Annotated in this window: 16 protein-coding genes; 7 read left to right on the top strand and 9 right to left on the bottom strand. The window is 52.2% G+C overall.

Translation table 11 applies throughout. From position 1 onward, the window contains the following. Window positions 1-456 precede the first annotated feature (456 nt). From IJG50_03470 to IJG50_03450, 5 genes are all read right to left on the bottom strand, one after another. Window positions 457-1596, bottom strand: coding sequence for an amidohydrolase (locus tag IJG50_03470; protein MBQ3378907.1), 1140 nt, complete (start codon window positions 1594-1596; stop codon window positions 457-459). A gap of 170 nt (window positions 1597-1766) precedes the next feature. Then, a complete protein-coding gene (locus IJG50_03465; GenBank protein ID MBQ3378906.1) occupies window positions 1767-2072 on the bottom strand; it encodes a hypothetical protein in 306 nt (101 codons plus the stop codon). A gap of 90 nt (window positions 2073-2162) precedes the next feature. Beyond that, window positions 2163-2516, bottom strand: a complete 354-nt coding sequence (locus IJG50_03460; GenBank protein MBQ3378905.1) for a hypothetical protein — start codon at window positions 2514-2516, stop codon at window positions 2163-2165. A gap of 8 nt (window positions 2517-2524) precedes the next feature. Further along, window positions 2525-3454 carry a nitronate monooxygenase gene (locus IJG50_03455; GenBank protein ID MBQ3378904.1) on the bottom strand — a complete coding sequence of 310 codons (930 nt, stop codon included), beginning with the start codon at window positions 3452-3454 and terminating at the stop codon, window positions 2525-2527. A 79-nt stretch (window positions 3455-3533) separates the two neighbouring features. After that, a complete protein-coding gene (locus IJG50_03450) occupies window positions 3534-4466 on the bottom strand; it encodes a magnesium transporter CorA family protein (GenBank protein ID MBQ3378903.1) in 933 nt (310 codons plus the stop codon). 176 nt (window positions 4467-4642) lie between these two features. Between IJG50_03450 and IJG50_03445 the strand changes: the two genes are divergently transcribed. The 3 genes from IJG50_03445 to IJG50_03435 are packed head-to-tail and all read left to right on the top strand — an operon-like array spanning window position 4643 to window position 6741. Then, on the top strand, window positions 4643-4957 hold the full coding sequence (locus IJG50_03445; GenBank protein MBQ3378902.1) for a PadR family transcriptional regulator: 315 nt from the start codon (window positions 4643-4645) through the stop codon (window positions 4955-4957). Window positions 4958-4977: 20 nt separating this feature from the next. Then, on the top strand, window positions 4978-6015 hold the full coding sequence (locus IJG50_03440; protein ID MBQ3378901.1) for a DUF1700 domain-containing protein: 1038 nt from the start codon (window positions 4978-4980) through the stop codon (window positions 6013-6015). 3 nt (window positions 6016-6018) lie between these two features. Further along, window positions 6019-6741 carry a hypothetical protein gene (locus tag IJG50_03435; protein MBQ3378900.1) on the top strand — a complete coding sequence of 241 codons (723 nt, stop codon included), beginning with the start codon at window positions 6019-6021 and terminating at the stop codon, window positions 6739-6741. A 384-nt stretch (window positions 6742-7125) separates the two neighbouring features. Here the strand turns inward: IJG50_03435 and IJG50_03430 are convergent, their stop codons facing one another. Then, window positions 7126-7944, bottom strand: a complete 819-nt coding sequence (locus IJG50_03430) for a hypothetical protein (protein MBQ3378899.1) — start codon at window positions 7942-7944, stop codon at window positions 7126-7128. Between the two features lie 139 nt (window positions 7945-8083). Here IJG50_03430 and IJG50_03425 point away from each other — a divergent pair, with 139 nt between their 5' ends. Next, window positions 8084-8971 carry a hypothetical protein gene (locus tag IJG50_03425; protein ID MBQ3378898.1) on the top strand — a complete coding sequence of 296 codons (888 nt, stop codon included), beginning with the start codon at window positions 8084-8086 and terminating at the stop codon, window positions 8969-8971. A 44-nt stretch (window positions 8972-9015) separates the two neighbouring features. On the opposite strand, the gene IJG50_03420 is transcribed toward IJG50_03425, so the two are convergent. Next, window positions 9016-9960 carry a transketolase family protein gene (locus IJG50_03420; protein ID MBQ3378897.1) on the bottom strand — a complete coding sequence of 315 codons (945 nt, stop codon included), beginning with the start codon at window positions 9958-9960 and terminating at the stop codon, window positions 9016-9018. After that, on the bottom strand, window positions 9953-10795 hold the full coding sequence (locus tag IJG50_03415; protein MBQ3378896.1) for a transketolase: 843 nt from the start codon (window positions 10793-10795) through the stop codon (window positions 9953-9955). Before IJG50_03415 ends, IJG50_03420 begins: the two co-directional genes overlap by 8 nt. A 332-nt stretch (window positions 10796-11127) precedes the next feature. Here IJG50_03415 and lpdA point away from each other — a divergent pair, with 332 nt between their 5' ends. The 3 genes from lpdA (at window position 11128) to IJG50_03400 (ending at window position 16044) form a co-directional block, all read left to right on the top strand. Next, window positions 11128-12501, top strand: coding sequence for a dihydrolipoyl dehydrogenase (lpdA, locus tag IJG50_03410; GenBank protein ID MBQ3378895.1), 1374 nt, complete (start codon window positions 11128-11130; stop codon window positions 12499-12501). 208 nt (window positions 12502-12709) lie between these two features. Then, the gene (locus IJG50_03405; GenBank protein ID MBQ3378894.1) at window positions 12710-14092 is read left to right on the top strand and encodes a hypothetical protein; all 1383 of its coding nucleotides are present in this window, start codon (window positions 12710-12712) and stop codon (window positions 14090-14092) included. A 230-nt stretch (window positions 14093-14322) separates the two neighbouring features. Then, complete coding sequence (locus IJG50_03400; protein MBQ3378893.1) at window positions 14323-16044, top strand: hypothetical protein; 1722 nt, start codon at window positions 14323-14325, stop codon at window positions 16042-16044. A gap of 78 nt (window positions 16045-16122) precedes the next feature. Here the strand turns inward: IJG50_03400 and IJG50_03395 are convergent, their stop codons facing one another. Beyond that, window positions 16123-16986, bottom strand: a complete 864-nt coding sequence (locus IJG50_03395) for an enoyl-CoA hydratase/isomerase family protein (GenBank protein MBQ3378892.1) — start codon at window positions 16984-16986, stop codon at window positions 16123-16125. Between the last annotated feature and the right edge of the window lie 32 nt (window positions 16987-17018).

Raw genomic sequence — 17018 nt, 5'->3', positions numbered from 1 at the left:
CGAGAGGCGGCAGTCTCTCGGAACTTTTGGTACGCCGGGGTCCCCTAAAAATACGCGAAGCGGATTTTTTGGGGTGGTCTGAGGTTACAAAAGTAGGCCCCCCGGCAGGGGGATAGGAGTATTAGAACCTTGGTTCTAAAATTTCTTCTTGCTTTCAAAGCAAGAGAAATGTTTCAAAAGCAGCGCTTTTGTGAAAAGCACGCCCCCCGGCAGGGGGAAAAGGAGTATTAGAACCTCGGTTCTAAAAATTTGGTTCTTGCTTCTAAAGCAAGAGAAATGTTTCAAAAGCAGCGCTTTTGCGACCCCCCGCCCGCCGCGCAGGCGAAAAAAGTCTTAAAAGCGCCAGCTTTTAAAATTTGTCCTTGCTTTTCAAGCAAGCAAAAGCAACTTGAAAAGGAGTCGTAGAACCGCAGTTCTAAAACAGCGGCGTGCCTCGCGTTTAAGGCACGCCGTTTTTTACTTCTTATGATCCTCAAGCCACCGCGCGGCGGCAGCCGCGTAAACAGCCGCCCCCTTCGGTATCGCGTCCTCGTTGAAGCGCACCTTCGGGCTGTGCTGCGTGTAAACGGGATAGCCGTTGCCGTACATCGCGCCGATGGCGAGATAACAGCATCTGACCCTGTCCGCAAAGAACGCGAAATCCTCCGCGCCCATGGTGTGAAAAATGGGCCTCACCTTAAAGCCGCCCAGCTCATTTATATACGACGTTATCTCGTCCGTAAGCTCGCGGTCGTTTATCATTGCCGGACAGCTGCTTTTTGTCGTCACCTCCGCCTTGCAGCGGTACGCATGGGCGATGCCGACAGAGACCTCCTCGATGCGGCGTATAAGATACTCGTTCTGCCTGGGGTCGAACGTGCGAAGCGTCCCCTCCATTACGGCCTGCTCCGGTATCACGTTGCTCGCCTGCCCCGCCCAAAGCTTGCCGATAGTCAAAACGGCCTCCTGACTTGCCGCCGTCTCGCGCGAAATAAGCTCCTGAAGCGCAAGATATATGTGAACGGCTCCGTTTATGGGGCTTATGCCGTCCTGCGGCGTTGAAGCGTGCGTGCCCTTGCCTTTTACGACGATGCGGAAGGTGTATGCCGACGACAGCGGGTCGTATCCGTACGGTATATATCCCACGGGGGCCGTGCTGGCAACGTGCATGCCAAACGCGGCGTCCACCTCGGGGTTTGTTAAAACGCCTTCGTCTATCGCGCTTGCCGCGCCCTCGAATATCTCCTCTCCCGACTGGAACAAAAGCTTGACCCGTCCGGAAAGCTCGCTTTCGTGCGCCTTGAGTATTGCGGCCGCGCCGAGCAGCATAGCCGTATGAAGGTCGTGGCCGCAGGCGTGCATACAGCCGTTTTCCGATGCGAAATCAAGGCCGCTCTCCTCTCTTAAAGGAAGCGCGTCCATATCGCTGCGAAGAAGAAAGCATCTCTCACCCTCGCCCAAAACGGCGGTAACATGACTGTACTTTCGGCTTACGCTGCACTCTATCCCCATATCCTCAAGCCTTGCCTTTATATACGACGACGTTTGCGGCAGACAAAGCCCCGTTTCGGGTATGCGGTGAAGGTCCCGCCTCCATAAAACAAGCTTCTCGCGCATTTTTTGCGCTTCATTTAAAAACTGATGATCCATAGGACCGTTTTCCTTCTTTCAAAATGCATTTTCTTTCACGGGGCGTTCGTTTTGCTTTTTCGCCCCATAAAAGCATAATGCCCGCCGCAGCGGATCTCCCGAAGAAAATCGCCGCAGCGGGCACAGGTTCGCTCTTGTCAGCTTGCAGCGGCGAAGAGAACGCCCACTAAAGCTATCGCAGCGATAAATGCGATGATGCAGATTATGATCGCAATAAGCGAAAGTATAAATCCGGCCTTCTGCATTCCGCCCACAAAGCCCAGATTCTTTGCCTTTCTCGCCATAACTATGCCGACTATGCCCAAAATAACGCCGACTATCGCGCCTGCCTTTGTAAAGCAGCAAATAACGGCGATAATGCCGAGCACAAGGCTTATAATGGCTTGTGTCCTTCCCGGAATGTTCTGATTGTTTACCGGAAGATTATTGTTGTCGTTCTGCATTGTAACACTTCCTTTCAGAAAAAGCGAATTGCCCTTCGGTTATATTCTAATCAAATATGCCTAAAAAGTCAACAAAAATACGCGCATTTGTTATTTAATTTTTACGAACGTCACGCCCACATTCCCCCGGTCAAGATCGCGGGAATGCCTAAGCTCGCCGCATTCGTCCAAAAGCCTTACGGCTTCGGCGTTGAATATCGAAAAATCCTCGCCCTTTACGAAAAAGGATATCCTGCCGCTCTCTTTTAGCTCCAAAAGCCTTGCGCGCACTCCGTTTTTCAGCCTTCCGCCCTTCCCGGACGAGCCGTAGCCGTGTATCAGCTTTAATATGCCAATGTTCAGCGACCTCGAATATTTTATCTCGTGTTCGAGTCTGACCAACGCCTCCGCAAGCGAGGGGCGTCCGTCCTCAAGATCTACCGTTCGGTAAGTCGTCTTTTTCATAAGAAAAGTTAAATCTTAAAATTCTTTAAAATGTTCTCCGCCTCGCGGCAAATGTCAACTATAATGTCGCGCGCGGGCTTTACGTCATGTATAACGCCGGCTATCTGTCCGCACATAAGCGAGCCGTTCGTCATATCGCCGCCGCGAACGGCATTGCCTACGCTTTCGATAAGCACGTTATGGAACGTCTTGCCGTCGCCGTTTCTTTCGGCCTCCAAAAGCTTTTCCGAAACTTCCGTGCGAAGGCCTCTCACGCCGTGGCGCAGCGCGCGTCCCATGATGACCGTCGCCGTGTCGTTCGCCGCAACTACGGCCGATTTGCAGTTGTCATGTATATCGCATTCTTCGCATGCCAAAAATCTCGTGCCCATCTGAATGCCGCGCGCTCCCAATATAAAAGCTGCCGCCATCGCGCGTCCGTCGGCTATGCCGCCCGCCGCGATAACGGGTATCTTCACCGCGTCGCACACCTGCGGGATAAGCGGAAGCGTCGTAGTCTCTCCGATAAAGCCGCCCGACTCCATGCCCTCGGCAACTACGGCGTCAACGCCCAGCGCCTCCATTTTCTTTGCGGTCTTTACGTTGGGGATGACCGGCACCACCTTTATGCCGTTTTCCTTGAACTTCGGCATAAAGCGTTCGGGGCTTCCCGCGCCGCTCATAACTATCTTTACGCCCTTTTCTATGATGATATCTGTCATCTCGTCGGCGTTGTCGCTTCTCATGAGCAGATTTACGGCGAACGGCTTATCTGTAAGTGCCTTCGTTTCGTCTATATACCGTCTCAACTCATCGGGCTTGAGCGTTCCCGACGCCAAAACGCCGAGTCCTCCCGCTTCCGATACTGCCGCCACAAGGCGCGGCGACGATACTGCCGCCATTGCTCCGCATATAACGGGATATTCTATACCCAAAACTTCGGTAACACTTGTTTTCATTTTCATGCCTCCTCTGGTTTTTTCTTACTTATAAGGTAACATGTATTTCGCCCCGCCGCAAGTACTATCATATTTGATATCATAACAGCTTCTTTATGTTAAGAAGCACAACGGCGACAAGCGAGCATGCAAGCGATATGGCAAGCACTATCCAAAATCCTCCCGGCGACTGGGCGAACGGCACGTGTACGTTCATGCCCCACAGGCTTGCGATAAGCGTAGGCACCGAAATAATTATCGTAAGCGAGGTGAGCACCTTCATGACGATGTTTAAGTTGTTCGAGATGACCGACGCAAAGGCGTCCATGGTGCCGCTTAAAATGTCGCGATAGATGGCGCACATCTCCATAGCCTGCTTATTCTCTATGATAACGTCCTCCAAAAGATCGAGGTCGTCGGGATATTCCTTTATGAACGCCATACGCAGAAGCTTCTCCATGACCACCTCGTTGGACTTTATCGAAGTGGAGAAGTAAACGAGCGACTTTTCGAGCTTCAGCATCTGTATAAGCTCCTCGTTCTTCATCGACTTGTGAAGCTCTCTTTCCACGCGCGTAGACGACTTGTCTATCTGTTTAAGATAGAACAAAAACTTTGCCGCGTTCTTATAAAGTATCTGAAGCACAAAGCGGTTCTTCTTTTTCGTTGAATACCTTAAAACGCGCGTCGTGTGGAATTGGCTCAATATCTCCACGTCGCGAAGACATACCGTAACTATGTTGCTCGGAGTGTATATTATGCCAAGCGGTATGGCGTTATGAAGCTCAAGCCCCTGCTCCTCCGCCACTACGGGAGTATCTACGAGTATGAGCGTCGCCTCTTCTTCTATCTCAAGACGGGCGCGCTCCTCTTCGTCTGTCGCGGCCTTTAAAAAGTCGAGCTCGATACCCAGCTTTTCCGAGACGAACTGCATTTCTTCCTCGGTGGGGGCGACAAGTTTGACCCAGCTTCCCGGCTGAATAGTATCTATTTCTTTCGTTACGTCGCTCTCGGTGCGGTAGATCGAGATCAAAATAATCGCCTCCTCGTATATTTTTACATTTTATTTTACCATGTTCCGCGTTATTTAACAATATGCGAACGGAAATTCACGGTATTAAAATTTTTACAGTATTTTTTTATGCTTAGTACTTGACAATGCATAATACCTTGATTATAATAACAGCGTAAACGGGAGGTGATCGCGTTGTGAATACACAGTTCAAGAAAGGCGTTTTAGAGCTCGTCGTGCTTATGTCGCTCGACAAAAAGGACATGTACGGCTACGAGCTCGTAAGCGAGGTGTCAAAAATAATCGACGTGAACGAAGGGACGATATATCCCCTTTTAAAAAGGCTCACGAACGAGCGCTATTTCGATACTTATCTCAAAGAATCGAGCGAAGGCCCGCCCAGGAAATATTATCATCTTACATCGCTCGGGCGCGAACGAAAGCGCGAGCTTAAGGAAGAATGGATAAAATTCCATAAAAAAGTTGATGAATTCATAAAAGCGGACAATTAAACCAAGGAGGTGTATAAGCATTGAAAAAAGATGAATTCTTAAAGCGTCTTTCCGACAGGCTTTTGGTATTAAGCAAGAAGGAGCGCGACGATATAATATACGAATACTCCCAGCATATCGACATGAAGACGGCCGAAGGCCAAAGCGAAGAAGACGCCATCGCCGATTTCGGAGACTTGGACGAGCTTGCGCGCGAGATACTCAGGGCCTATGATCTCGATCCGGATTACGCAAGCCAAAACAAAGAACAGGAGCACACGTTTGAAAAAAAGGTGGCGGATAAGGTGTCGCGCCTTACCGATTGGATGAACCGCACGGCCGATTCGCTGTCAAAAAAGAACGCGAAGCAGATATTCGGCATAGTTATAAAGTTCATTCTGCTCATCATATTGCTCGTGCTGCTGCGGATACCGGCGGGGCTTCTCACCGCTGTTTCGATGGGCGCGTTCCGATCGCTGCCCTACTCCTTCGGCAGCATGATAGGCGTTATCATGGCCGTGCTTATAAACGTGATATATATCGCCGTAGTATGCTACGCGCTTTACTTTTTCTTTCAGCGCGTCGCAAGCGACAAATACACGGGTGAAAAGGAGGCGCGCGATTTCGTGCGCGGAATGAATAACGAGCCTTACGAAGCAAGCGGCGAAAGCGAAACGAATAAAGAAAACGGCGAAAAGGCGAAAAACGGCGAAAAACCGCGCTATCACGGCTTTACATGGCAAAACAGGACGCCTGACGGCGCAGGCGCGAGCGCCGCTTCCGAAAAGGGCTCCTCCCCTTCCGCGGCGCATGTTTTCGGGTCGGTGCTCGGCGTTATACTTAAAATCGTCGTCGTTATTATCATGATACCCGTTATCATTATCGCAGTGGCCGCCGTCGCGGGGCTCGGCGCAAGCATCGCGCTAGTCGTGCAGGGCTTCGGGATAATAGGCATAATGCTCATCGCGCTCGGCTGCACGCTCTGCCTTCTTTCGCTCATCTGGGCGGTATTCAAGGCGCTTTTCGGAAAAAAGCAGCCAAAAGAAAAGGCCGCCCCCGCGCAGTCAAAGGAGGTGTGAGGCATGACGTATAAAAAGCTTCTCGTCATGTTCATTATAGGCATACTTCTCGTAGGTATAGGCGCGGGCGTTACCGTGATAGAATTCGGAAGCTACGTATATAAGGGCGCAAAGACCATTGAAGAAAGCGGCGCGTCCGTTAATACCGAAAGATATGAAATATCGCTTCCGAAAAGCGCAGGCATCCGAAGTATACGCATAATGCCCGAAATATATGATCCCGGCGCGCAAAACGAAGCCGCCTTTTCATTCGTAGAAGACGACAAAATACAAAACGACCTTCTTATAGTGGAAATCAGCAGCCAAAGCAGCTATATGGGATGCGGGACCGCCTCTGAGGAGTATCTTCTCGTTTCGGGCGAAAGAAAGGACGATTTCGGCTACGACAGCACGCTCGGGCGGTATTATTATTACGATTACGGCCAAAAAGACGAATACGTCTATTATGAAGAGGAGACATACGACGATACTTCGCCGTATGCGGAAGAAGACGTGACCGTAGGGCAAAAGATCTACCCTGAGGATGGGCAGTATGTGCTCTGCGCCGATGTGACGGTTTACACTTATCCTTACCGCAGCACGCTTTTCTCCGTATTCGGAAGCGCGCAGATAAGCGACGTACTTGAAGACTTAAAGCATAAAGAGATCTACCGCTACGAACCGAACACAGAATATTCCGTGACAGTATACGCAAACAGCGCCACGCTTTCGGACATTGAACATTAACGCTTCCCCCTCACCGCAGGCTTTGCCTGCATATAATACGCCCCGGCCGAAAGGCTGGGGCGCCCTTTTACGCCGAAACGGCGCGGACATTGTGTTCGCGCCGTTTCTTTCACAAAAGCGCTGCTTTTGTGAAAAGTAGGCCCCCCGGCAGGGGGATCAAATTCTTAAAACTGAGTTTTAAGGTTCTTACTTGCTTTCAAAGCAAGGGAAGAAAACTTGAAAAGGAACCTTAGAACCTTGGTTCTATAACGCCCGCCCCGCCTCGCGTGAGAGGCAGGTGCATGAGAATACGGAACGCCTGCATAAAAATATGCCGAAACGGCGCGGGAGCCAATTCCGCGCCGTTTCTTTCTCGTTTCAATGCAAAGCTTCGCGTCTCTTTTTTCAGTCGCAGCAGCAGTTGTCCTCGAACGCGCTTCTGTTCGGAGGGAAAAAGTCGTCCATGGGGAAGCCGAACTGCGAAAACAGCTCGCACGGATCCTGTTCTGTACCGGCAGCCGCACCCTCGCAGTCTCTTTGGGGTATGCAGAAATCGTAAACGGGTATAAGGATCTGCACCTTTCTCGAAAGCCTTATTATCGAGAAAATACCTATCGTAACAAGCACCTGTCTGTCGGCTTCGGGCGTTATCTCATCCTCAAACACGCCCGAAACGCATCCGGGCAGTCTCTGCGCGTCGAAGCAGCAACAGCAGCAGCAATCGTCCCCCTCGGACGCGGTATCGGCTATGCGCGCCTGAAGTATCATCGGGTCTACCGTTTCAACGCTTGCCTCCGGCAGATTGTCGGTCTGCCTTTGGGCGCTGTCGCTGTCGCCCGCCGTATACTTCGAGCTGAATGTTCTGGCGGAGCCCTCCGAGCCGAAAAGTATAGCCGTCTTGTCGGCCGTTGCCACGCCCGAAACGCTTACCGACTGTCCCATCCCCGTGAATACGTCAAGCGTTATTCTGAAATAATAGCGTATGCTTACGGAATAATATCCCCTGTTGAAGGATATCGCCTCCGTGTCGATATCCGCCCATATAAGCTCTATCCCCTTTGCGCGCACACTTTGGGCCCTGTTTATAACGGGTATCGTGCATCTGGGGAAATATACGGGCAGATCCCTCAGACAGTCGCGGTCGCGGCAGGAGTCGTATATGCGCTTTGTGTCGATACATACGGCTTCACGTACCGCCCGCGCAGTCTCGTTTCTTGCAGCCATGATTTCCTCCTGTAAAAATAATCTTTCGGGCGATACGGTTGTTCGTTCGCCACAGTATATTTTATGCGATATGAGCATTTTGGTGATTGAAGCGCGCGCATGCGCATATTATGTATACTGTGCGAAGGGAGCGATAAAATTGGAGAGGGAATTTCACATAAGCCATACCGACGGCGATCTTGCGCTTTATGTGTCTTTGCACACAGGCATAACGATAAGAAAGCCGCCCCTAAAGGACGGCGCTCAAAAATCGCTTTTTAAAAACGCGAAAGGCTCTATCGACGTATGCATGAGCGAAAGCGGCGCCGTTTTTATAATAGCGCAGACAAAAAGCGGCGTAATAACGAAAATCATCTATAAAAATGGCGCATGGCGCCGCTTCGACGTGCTTATACCGAAGACGTCGGGGTATTATGAAAAAAGCTTCGCGCTCTGCCCGCATAACGGCGAGGTCTACGCGCTCTTTTCGGTAAAAAGCGCCGAAAAATACGCGCTCTGCATGACGCCTCTTAAAAAAAGCGGGCACACGCCGTCCCTGCTTTCATACATATCGTCGTGGGACGCCTTTGCCGCAGTCTCAAACGAAAACGTCGTGTGCGCCGTATTCGAGGACGAAAAGGGCGTACTCAAGGCGTCGTTCTTCTCTGCGAAAAGGGAGAGAGCCTACATTTCGCCCCTCCTTTCGGGCGCGGGCGCCTCTCAAATAAGGGCGCTTTTAAAAAAAGATACGCTATATGCGGCATTCTTAAAAAGCGGCCGCCTTTTTCTTATAGAGACAGACATACGAAAAAAAAGGGCGCGCGCGATACACGACCTTTCAGACGCGCCGCCCGACACGGAGATCTCGCTTTGCGAAAAACGCGGCGCGCCGGTTATACATACGGTCTTAGGCGCCGTTGTCTTTACGTTCGAGTTCGACCCTAAAAGTCGCAGATGGCGAAAAACAACAGAGTCGGCCTCCCCGCGCGCGCCGCATGAGATAAAGCATGTATACGCCGGGGGGAGCGAAACGGAGCTTATAATATAAAAAAGCCCCGCCTGCATACGCAAACGGGACTTTTTTGGTCTAAGTTATTTGCCTTTTCTCTCTATTGCTTTCTTTACGGCAGCCTCTACGGCCTCGGCGGTAAAGCCGAACTTCTTCGTAAGGTCGGCATACTTGCCTGTTTCGGCGTGTCTGTCGGGCATCGACACCGACTCGAGCGGCGCGTAAGCGCCCTCGGTGAGCATCACCTCAGACACGGCGCTCGTAAGTCCGCCGATGATATTGTGCTCCTCCGCCGCAACTACGGCGCCGCAGGCTTTGGCGTATTTTACTATGGTATCGCGGTCTATGGGCTTTATCGAATAAAGGTCAATAACAGTTGCCTCAATACCTTCTTCTTTAAGCTTTTTCGCCGCTTCGAGCGACTTCGATACCATAAAGCCCATGGTGAATATTACGGCGTCATTTCCCTCGCAGAGCACCTTCGAGCCGCCGGGAACGAACGTGTCGCTCTCGGAGTAAACTACGGGTAAGGCTTCTCTCGAAAGGCGCAGGTACGCAGGGCCTATGTGTTCCTGCGCAAGATATTTCGTAAGCTTGTCCGTCATTATCTCGTCGCTCGCAACGAACACCGTAAAATTGGGCAGCGCGCGCATTATCGCAACGTCCTCAAGCGCGTGGTGGCTGGGTCCGTCGTATGCGCCCGAAAGGCCGGCGTAAGCGCCCGCCATCTTTACGTTGAGCCTGCCGTAGGAAATAAGCGCCTTTGCGGCGCATGCGCCTATAGTCGTAAGGAACGAAGTGAACGTATTTACGAATACGGTCTTGCCGCAGGTGGACATGCCCGCCGCCATTGCGACCATGTTGTTCTCGCTTATGCCCACGTTGAAGAAGCGTTCGGGCGCTTCCTTTGCAAACAGCGCCGACTTCGTGGAGCCGGAAAGGTCGGCGTCGAGCACGACTACGTTCTTACTGGGCACGCCGTATTTTCTTAATGCTTCGCCGTATGCGTCTCTTATTGATTTAGGCATCCGAAGCACCTCCTTTAAGCTCGGCCATGGCCTTCTTATAGCTTTCATCGTCTATTGCGCTTCCGTGCCACTTGTTGTTGCCTTCCATAAACGATACGCCCTTGCCCTTTACGGTCTCGGCGATTATTATAGAAGGCATTCCCTTCTTTGCCTTCGCCTCGTCTATGGCGTCGCATACGTCCTCTACGTCGTGGCCGTTGCAGTGTATCACGTTGTATCCGAACGCGCTCCACTTTGCGTGGATATCGCCCATCGGCATGATAACGCTGCTCGGACCGTCGAGCTGTACGTGGTTGTTGTCAAGTATGGTGATAAAGTTGTCCGCCTTGAATTTGGACGCGGACATAGCGGCCTCCCAAACGATGCCCTCGTTCGTTTCGCCGTCTCCTAAGATAGCGTAAGTATACGCGTCGGGATAGTCCATGCGCTGTGCCAGCGCCATGCCGAGCGCCGCGGAGTAGCCGAAGCCCAGAGGACCCGTAGGTATCTCTATACCGGGGGTATGATTGGGCGACGGATGTCCCTGAAGGTGGCTTCCCGCCTGGCGCAGAGTCTTTAGATCCTCCTTCGGGAAGAACTCAAGCTCGGCGAGTATACGGTAAAGCATCGGAGCCGCGTGGCCTTTGCTTAAAACTATACGGTCGCGGCCGGGCCACTTCGGGTTTTTCGCGTCGAACCTCGCTTTCTCAAAAAATATCGCCGTGAGGATCTCACACACCGATAACGAGCCGCCGGGATGACCGGTCTGTACCGAATGCAGAGTTTCTATCACATCTATGCGAAACTGCCTGCACAGCGATTCGAGATAGGCCTTTCTTTTTGGGTCTAAACTCATTTTTACCTCCTTGAAGTACGCGCCGCAATATGTCGTTTCGGCGGCGCAAAAAATAATTTCGTGATTATATTTTATCATAAAAATAAGGATTAGCAAACATTTGGCGCACATTTTTCCGAATTAGCTATAAAGTCTTGTATATGTATAAATCTTTTTAGCCGTTTTCTACAATTTTGCCGCTATTTATCCCCTTTTCGCAAGAAATCTTCTTATTTTCTTGACACTGTGCGTCTAAATTGCTAAAATGAAATTTGTGATATTGTGAATGATTTTTCTTCACATTTTCGGTGTATTTTACTTTATTTAATAATATTTACAGGAGGAAACACAAAATGATCTATGATGTAATTGTTTTAGGCGGCGGCCCCGGCGGTTACCTGGCAGCGGAAAGAGCTGGCCATGCAGGTCTTAACGTTCTTCTTATAGAGAAGAGAGCGCTGGGCGGCACCTGCTTAAACGAGGGCTGCGTTCCCACCAAGACTTTCCTTTATTCCGCAAAGATATTCGACTATGCAAACGGCGTAGGTTCGCATTACGGCGTTTCCGTTGAAAATCCGAAGATCGACCATTCTTTCGTTGTTAAGAGAAAGAACAAGGTCGTAAAGACTCTTGTAGGCGGCGTAGGCTTTACGATGAAGCAGGCTAAGGTCACCGTTAAGTATGCCGAGGGCAAGCTTTGCGCCAAGACCGACGACGGCTTCATGGTAGAAGCAGGCGGCGAGACCTTCGAGGGCAAGAACATAATCATCGCTACCGGTTCCGAAGCTTTCGTTCCCCCGTTCTTCGAGGGCATAAAGGAAGCTGTTGAGAGCGGCTTTGCAGTAACGAACCGCGAGATACTCGACCTTGAAGAGGTTCCGAAGGAATTCGTAGTTATCGGCGGCGGCGTTATCGGTCTGGAGCTCGCTTCCTACTTCAATTCGGTAGGCTCCAACGTAAACGTAGTTGAGATGCTCCCCAAGATCGCAGGCCCGAACGACAACGAGATCTCGAAGATGCTCCAGAAAGAGTATGAGAAGAAGGGCGTTAAGTTCCATCTTAATGCAAAGGTTACAAAGATACTCAAGGACGGTATCGAGTACGAGCAGGACGGCGAGACGAAGAAGCTTCCTGCCGATAAGGTCCTCCTTTCCATCGGCCGCAAGGCTAACACGAAGGGCTTAGGCCTTGAAGAGATGGGCGTTGAATTAAATCGCGGCGCAGTTGTTACCGACGCTCAGATGAAGACCAACGTTCCCGGCATCTACGCTGTAGGCGACGTAAACGGCACCTCCATGCTGGCTCACACGGCTTACAGAGAGGCAGAGGTTGCGGTTAATACGATCCTCGGCGTCGCTGACGAAATGAAGTACAATGCGATCCCCGGCGTTATCTACACGAACCCCGAGCTCGGTTCCGTAGGCTACACCGAGGAAGTTGCAAAGGAAAAGGGTATAAACATAAAGGTCGTTAAGCTTCCCATGGCTTACAGCGGACGTTGGGTTGCAGAGAACGAGGGCGGCGCCGGCGTATGCAAGCTCATCGTTGACGTTGACACCAACAAGCTCGTAGGCGCTCACATCCTTGCAAACTACGCTTCCGAGTTCATCTACGGCGTGGCTGCAATGATCACCTGCGATCTCGACATCGACGCTATAAAGAAGATAGTATTCCCGCATCCGACCGTATCCGAGATCATCCGCGAAGGCATATTCATGTACAAATAAGCCTTTTTGAAAAAAAGCTATGCAAACGGGCAGAGCAAAAACGCTCTGCCCGTTTTTTTGCGCGCGGATCTTTGCCCGCGGGCTTAAAACGGCCGTGCCGCAAGGCGCGGCGTCCGTACAAAAAAGGTATGTTGCAATCCCTGAGCCGAAATGATACAATTATTATATGATTCAAATACCGTCAAATCCAAAGAAACGAGGTGTTGATATGAAAAGCAGAATGCATAAGCTTCTCGGCCTCCTCCTCGCCCTTTTCATGCTGGCGGGGCTTCTGCCTGCGACGGCTCTGGCGGCGGACAAAATCAAAGATGCCTCCGTCATGCTGGACGTGCCCGTGGCCGGGATGTCGCCTGACTACACGCCGGAGTTTCCGGACGGCTCGCATTACTACGCTAAAAACTATCAGCCGGGCAACGCTTATTACCAAAACGGCATCCACTGGCGCGATGAGACCGCAAATAAATCTTTGATGCCGGGCAAAGGCGATGTATTCAAGGCCGGACACCGGTACTCGGTCATTATTGAACTGTGGGCAGAGACGGGCTATGAGCTCACCGGAGCCACGCATCCCATAGTGAACGGCGAACAAGCCGACGGCATAATGACGAGCCTGGGATATTACAAACTCACGTATACCTTCACGTCGGTGAAGGACCCCCTTATCGACTGCGTTTCCGTCAAGCTGGACGCGCCAAACGCAGGCAAGCGTCCCGACTATACGGCAGAGTTTCCCCCGGGCGCCGTTTACTACTCCGATACGTACAGCAGCGGCATATACAAAAATGACATAATGTGGAGCGACGTGACGAGCGGCACGACATATTTAAGTATAGACAGCGGCGTATTTCAGGCAGGACGCCGCTACGAGGTCACGGTCTATCTGACGGCGCAGAAGGGCTGCCGTTTTTCCGACAGCACCGAAGCCACGGTAAACGGAAAACCCGCAGAGGCTCATCTGCAGGCCTCGGGCCAGCTCATGGTCGAGTACACCTTCCCGTTGATAGAGGAGATCACCTCCGTTTCCGTTACACTGGACGCGCCCGTGGCCGGCGCGTCCCCGGACTATACGGCGGTATTGCCGGGCGGCTCCCGCTGCGGTTTATACAACCTATTCGGTACCCGAAACGGCATTTACTGGAATGATGCGACAGGCGGCGGCAGTATCACGCTGAACCCGGACAGAGATGTATTCAGGGACGGAAAAACGTACCGGGTCGAAGTCTTTCTGACGGCGGATCACGGTTATGGATTCACCGACCGCACCGAAGCCACAGTGAACGGTCAGCCCGCACAGGCGAGCAGATCCGCCGATCATCTCACCGAATATCTCAGGGTCGAGTACACCTTCCCGGCGCTGATGTCGCTTGACGGCTCGGTCAGCGGTAACAAAATCACCTATACCGTCACGGACGCGCCCTCCGGGGCCGTGCTGATCGCCGCCCGCTACGACGGCGGGAAAATGACGGACGTACAGACGGTGTACGATCCCTCGACGGGAACACTTACTATGAAAGGAAGCGGCACGGTTTATAAAATGTTTCTCATAGACGGCACGAAGGGCTGCCCGCTTTGCGACGCCTGGAAAAGCTGATCTCCTCAAAAAACAGATGCGCGTGTCCCCGAATAAGAGCGCGGCCTGCGGATATGTCCGCAGGCCGTTTTATTCCTTATTTATTTCCAAATGTGCGCTTAGGCTCCCGCGGACAGCGCGGCAGAGCCGCGTAAAAGAGTTATATTGCAATGCGCCGGCCGCAATGTTATAATTACAGTACTCTTACAGTACTCCTAAGGCTCATCGATTCTAAAGAAAGAGGTGTTCATATGAAAAGCAAACTGCATAAGCTGCTTGTCTTGATCCTTGCTCTCGTCATGGCAGCGGGGCTTTTGCCGATGCAGGCGATGGCGGCGACAGTGATCGCCTGGGTCAACGTCACGCTTGATACGCCCGTGGTCGGCGCCTTGCCTGACTACACGGCGGAGTTTTCGGACGGCGGACATTGCTGCACCGTAAGCGGCACGGAAAGCGACCCGGCTTTTCTGAACTCCGTAAGCTGGTTCGATGAGACCGCAAATAAAGCTCTGATACCGGGCAAAGGCGACGTATTCGAGGCCGGACACAGCTACACGGTCACTGTATGCCTGACGGCAGAGGAGGGTTATCGGTTCTACGGCAGCACTCATCCCATCCTGAACGGCATAAACCTTGATCCGGGCGTGCTCACTCCCTCCGGGATCTACAAAATCGAGTACACCTTCACTTCGGTGAAAGACCCTCTCATTGACTCCGTTTCCGTCACGGTCGACGCGCCCAGGGGCGGCGAGCGTCCGGACTATACGGCGGAGTTTCCCGCCGGCGCCCTTTACCGCTCCGACACGTACAGCACCTCGATATACAAAAATGACATCATGTGGAGCGATGTGACGGACGGCACGACGTACTTAAATATAGACAGCGGCGTATTTCAGGCAGACCGTCGGTACAGGGTCACCGTCTATCTGACGGCGCAGGAAGGATGTCATTTTTCCGGCAGCACAAAAGCCACAGTAAACGGCATGAGCCCCGATTCTGTCAGCGTGACGGGCTCGGGCCAGCTCATGGTAACATGCACCTTCCCGGTGATAAAGGAGATCGCCCGCGTTTCCATCACGATGGACAAACCAGAGCTCGGCGCAAAGCCGGACTACGCACCGGTGTTTTCCGGCGACACTCACTACCGTACTGTCGATAATGTATACGGAGGAAAAAACGGAATACAGTGGATCGACCGAACAATGAGTTCCGAATTTGTAGATCCTGACAGCGGTACATTCCAGAAGGCACACATATATGAAGTGGATATCTGGCTGATGCCTGACGACGGATACGCGTTTTCCAACCAACTGACGATTTCGCTCAATGGTGAGACCATTGATTTGGCCAAAATAGTTCAATTTGAAGGCGGCAGTATAAAGGTAGATAAAATATACTCGAGAGAAGACACTTTTGAAAAAATCACAGACGCCGAAATCACGATCGATGCGCCTGCAGCGGGTCGGAAACCGGACTACGTTGAGGAGTTGCCCGTCGGCGCCCTCTACTACGCCGACATTTACTGGTACGACGTGACTGCCGGAAGCCATCTGTCTTCGCGGGAAAATGAACGTTTTCAGGAAGGACACCAATACAGGGTCACCGTCGATCTGCTGGCAGAGGAGGCTTCCGAATTCTCCGAATCGACGACAGTCACACTAAACGGCATAAGCCCGGATTCTGTTCGCTTCGTGGACATGGGCAAGCTCGAGGTGATATACACCTTCCCGGCGCTGATGTCGCTTGACGGCTCGGTCAGCGGGAACAAAATCACCTATACCGTCTCGGGCGCGCCCTCGGGGGCTGTGCTGATCGCCGCCCGCTACAACGGCGGGAAAATGACCTGGAGCGAGACGGTGTCCTCCCCCAAAACGACGGATACCCTTACCGCGGGAGGCAGCGGCGCAGATTATAAGCTGTTTCTTATAGACGGCGCGGAGTACAGACCGCTCTGCGACGCGTGGAGCAGCTGATTTTTGGAAAAAGCAATGTTTTTTATAGAATACAGCATCGCGGCCTGCGGAAGTGTTATCCGCAGGCCGCTTTATTCTTTACTTATTTCTGAATGTACGCTCGGGCCACCACGGATAGCACGGCGGCAGGTCCTTCGTCGGGCTCATCGAATACTTCGGATCGCGCTTCTCAAGGAACGAATTTACGCCCTCGGCGGCGTCGGGAGCGGCGCCCAGGTACCAATAAAGCAGCGACTCCACCTCGTGCGCGTCCATAGGCGACTGCGCGCCCTGCATCGTCCAAAAGAGGCGGCGCGTCATCGCGCACGAAACGGGAGCGCAGTTTGTGGCGATATCGCGCGCAAGCTCAAGCGCTTCCTTCATTACGTCCTCGGGATCCGTTACCTTGTAGTAAAGCCCCATCTTGTCAAGCTCGTCCGCCTTCCACACCTTGCCCGTCATGGCTATCTTCATGGCGTTGCTCATGCCGACTATCCTCGGCAAAAAGTAGCTTGAGCAGCCGTCCGGCACTACGCCGCGGCGAACGAACACCGCGCCGTACTTGCCGCGGTTCGACGCAATGCGAAAGTCGCACGGCAGCGTCATCGTAAAGCCCACGCCGACCGCCGAGCCGTTTATCGCCGCGATAACGGGCTTGTTGCAGTCGTATATCGCAAGCGCAAGCTCGCCGCCGCTGTCGCGGTGCTCCATAAGAGGAGTCTTCGTTATGTCGAACGTGCTTCCCGCGTTGCCAAGGTCCATTCCGGCGCAGAAATGCTTGCCCTTCGGGTCGCCCGTAAGGATTATCACGCGCACGCTGTCGTCCTTATCGCCTTCCTTAAAAGCGTCGATAAGCTCGCGGCAGAGATTGTCGGTATATGCGTTATACCTTTCGGGGCGGCTTATCATAACAGTCAATATGCCCTCGGATATTTCATACTTTATGTCCTTATAATCTTTCAAAACTGCTCCTCCTTTATTTTTTGTTTTATAAG

The organism is Clostridia bacterium (genome assembly GCA_017405765.1).
Classification (GTDB): domain Bacteria; phylum Bacillota; class Clostridia; order Oscillospirales; family RGIG577; genus RGIG577.
Note: the sequence above shows the minus strand (reverse complement) of the source record. Positions and strands in the feature narration are given on the sequence as shown.